This is a genomic window from Corynebacterium sp. ACRPH (genome assembly GCF_022347285.1).
Taxonomy (GTDB): Bacteria; Actinomycetota; Actinomycetes; order Mycobacteriales; family Mycobacteriaceae; genus Corynebacterium.
Genome location: NZ_JAKRND010000033.1, coordinates 1 through 3,133 on the forward strand (window position 1 = coordinate 1; position 3,133 = coordinate 3,133).

Consider the following 3,133-nt stretch of genomic DNA (forward strand, 5'->3'; position numbering starts at 1 on the left):
GTCGATGGAATGCTCCGGAGACATGATGAGCTCCTAGAAAACGAGATGGGTATGGCGTTGTTCCAGTCGCTGGTGTCATGACCTTCGTTGCAAGCACCCACGTTACAAAGAGACCTAGTTTAAAACTGGCCGTGTCCCTATCAGCTGTCATCGAAAGTCCTGGCACCCGGCGGCAACACCCCCCCGGATTATGGAAACTACAGGGCAGGTAAGCCATACCGGGACCAGCGACTATCCCCATTATCGGGGACACTCACAAGGTAACGGGAATGCGACCGGGGAAGCCCAACGCATGTGGGCCTCGAGCATTCGCGTTTTAGCGCTTCAGCCCCGCGATCATGGTCTTCAAGTTGCTGCGCAGGAAATCCTCGTAGGTTCCCGCGACCGTGCCCGGCTTGCCGAGCTCATCGGAGTGCAGTGGCTCGTCGAAGATCGGAATCCCGGCCTCCTTCGAGACGGTCTTCATGGGGCGCGTATCCACGTTCGACTCCACGAACAGGTGCTTCGGGCGCTTGTCCTTCAGCTGGCGCACGAGGTGTCCGATCTGCGCGGGGGAGCCGTTTTCATCCGTGTCGATCTGCCAGATATACAGCTGCTCCATGCCGTAGGTGTCGACCATGTATTGGAAGGCATGTTCACTGGCCACGAGCACACGATCCTCCTTCGGCAGCGCACCGATCTGCTCGCGGTAGTCGGCGTCGATGCTCTCCAGCATGGCCTTGTACTCCGCCCCCTTCTCCTCGATGTGCTCGGCACGCTCGGGCAGGGCCTCGGCCAGCGCCGCGGTCACGTTCTCGGCCATCGCGATGCCGACGGTCGGGTCCAGGAAGGCGTGCGGGTTGATCTCCTGATTGCCCTTTTCGTCCTTGAGGTACTTCGGTTCCACGCCCTTGGTGGCCTCGACCATCTGGGAATCGTCCAGGCCCGCGGTGTTTTTCAGTTTCGCGAGCCAGCCGTGCTCACCGCCCTCGAGGTTCAGCCCGTTGTAGAACAGCAGGTCGGCGTCGCTCGTCGCATCCAGGTCCGCGGGCAGGGGGTCGTAGTCGTGCGGGTCCGTGCCGGTCGGCACGAGGTTATGGACGTCCACCGCCTCGCCGCCGATCTCCTCCACCAGGTCCGCCAGCAGCGTGAAGGTGGTGACGACGTTCAGCTGCTCACCGTCTGCCTTCTCCTCCGTCGAGAAGGTCACGGCCCCGAACACGAGGGCACCGCCCACCAGGAGGGCCAACAGCGCGGCCAGTGGCTTATTGCCCAGCGAGCGAGCAATCAGTCCCTTGCCTGGCGCGAAGAGGAAAGCCAGCAGGAACAGCGCGCTGGCGGTCAGCACGATCGTCACGCCGGAGGACACGTTGTAGCTATAGCTCAGGAACAGCCCCACTACGGAGCTGAGCGCCGAGATCGCCACTGAAAGCCCGATCATCACTCCCAGCCGGTTCGTCAGCAGGTACGCCGCCGACGCCGGAGTGATCAGCAGGGAGACCACCAGGATCACGCCCACCGTCTGCAGGGAAATGACCGTCACCAGCGTGAGCACCACCATCAGCCCGTAGTGGATTGCCCGCACGGGCACGCCAGCCGACTGCGCCATGACGGGGTCGAAGGTGCTGAGCTTGAGCTCCTTGTAAAAGACCAGCGTGAGAATCAGCACGGCAGCGGCAATACCGATCGAGAGGTTGCGGTCGGCGTCCTGAACGGTCAGGACGTTGCCGAAGAGGATCTCCGTCAGATCCGTCGCCGTCTGCGCTTTCGCCATGAGCAGCACGCCGATCGCGAAGAAGGTGGAAAAGACGATGCCGATCGCCGAATCGTTCTTCACAGTGGAGCGTTCGCTGATCAGCCCGATCGCCAGTGTGGCGAGTAGACCCGCGACCACCGCCCCGAGGAAGAGGTTCGTGCCGAGCAGGTAGGAGGCCGCGACCCCCGGTAGTACGGCGTGCGAGATGGCGTCGCCGATCAGGGCCATGCCGCGCAGCACGATGAAGCTGCCGACGATGCCGCAGGCCACGCCCACGATCACCGAGGTGATCAGCGCTTTTTGCAGGTAGCCGTGGCTGAGTAGTGAGTCGAGGAACTCCGCGATCATGCTGTCTCCTCCTGGAGGGCTGCCTGCCGTGGCGTGGGGTGGGCTGGTGCTGACGGCTCGCGGATGACGAGCGCGCCGAAGGCCTTCTGCAGCACGTCGGGGACGAAGACCTCCTCGGTGGGACCCGCCGCGACGAGCTCGCCGTTGAGGACGATGAGGTCGTTGTAGTAGCCGCGCACCGTGTTCATGTCGTGGTGCACGACGACGACGTGCTTGCCCGCGTCCGCCATCTGCCGCAGCAGGGTCACGATCGTCTTCTCGCTGGGGACGTCGATGCCGACGAAGGGCTCGTCCAGGAAGATGTACTCCGCGTCCTGGACGATGGCGCGGGCAAAGAGGACGCGCTGGAACTGTCCGCCCGAGAGTTCGCTGATGTGGCGGTGGCGAAAGTCCCACATGTCGACGTCCTTGAGAGCCTGGGTGGCTGCTTCGCGTTCGGCCTTGCCGGGGCGGTGGAAAAGACCCAGGCGCGGGTAAGTGCCCATCAGGACGGTGTCGAAGACGCTGGTGGGGAAGTTGCGGTCGAGGTCAGAGCGCTGCTCGATATAAGCGATTGCGCGGCGCTGCTCGGCGGGGGCCTTGCCGTCGAGGGTGACGGGGTAGCCGGCAGGGGCGCCGGTGGGGCCTGTGCCGTGGACGTTGTGTTTGTCCAGGATCTGGAGCATCGCCTTCATGAGGGTGGATTTGCCTGAGCCGTTGGGGCCGATGATGCCGTGCATGCCGGGGGAGTCGAGGGTGAAGCTGATGTTCCGAATCGCGGTGTTCGCGCCGTAGCTCACGCTCAAGTTCTGGACGCTAATACTCATGGCAGCCAAGAATAGTGCTCAGTTCAATGAATCACCAAGTTCAATGTATTGAACTTTGGGGTGGGGTGGTGTTGGGGGGGTGTCCCTATGTTTTTGTCAAGTGCCAGACCGATGTTGACGAGCACAGTCTTGGGAGTAGTTTCTTAGGCGTGCCTAGGAGCCGGCCAGCGTGTGCTGGTCGGCTTCGTCTTTGGTCTTTATGCGGCGACGGGGCGTGGCGGGATTTCGCGGAAGAACTCCTTGT

At 62.8% G+C, this 3,133-nt stretch carries 2 protein-coding genes; both read right to left on the reverse strand.

Annotated features, from left to right (window positions below):
- Positions 1-316: 316 nt before the first annotated feature.
- Positions 317-2,083: a metal ABC transporter solute-binding protein, Zn/Mn family gene (locus MHX66_RS10395; RefSeq protein WP_222865187.1), complete on the reverse strand. Its 1,767-nt coding sequence runs from the start codon at positions 2,081-2,083 to the stop codon at positions 317-319.
- Positions 2,080-2,889 (reverse strand): metal ABC transporter ATP-binding protein, encoded by an 810-nt coding sequence (locus MHX66_RS10400; protein ID WP_035006260.1) that lies wholly within the window; start codon positions 2,887-2,889, stop codon positions 2,080-2,082. Before MHX66_RS10400 ends, MHX66_RS10395 begins: the two co-directional genes overlap by 4 nt.
- Positions 2,890-3,133 lie beyond the last annotated feature (244 nt).

What these genes read in the sequence shown, in the direction of transcription:
- MHX66_RS10395 (WP_222865187.1), bottom strand. Translation starts at nt 2,083, where the DNA reads ATGATCGCGGAGTTCCTCGACTCACTACTCAGCCACGGCTACCTGCAA.
- MHX66_RS10400 (WP_035006260.1), bottom strand. Translation starts at nt 2,889, where the DNA reads ATGAGTATTAGCGTCCAGAACTTGAGCGTGAGCTACGGCGCGAACACC.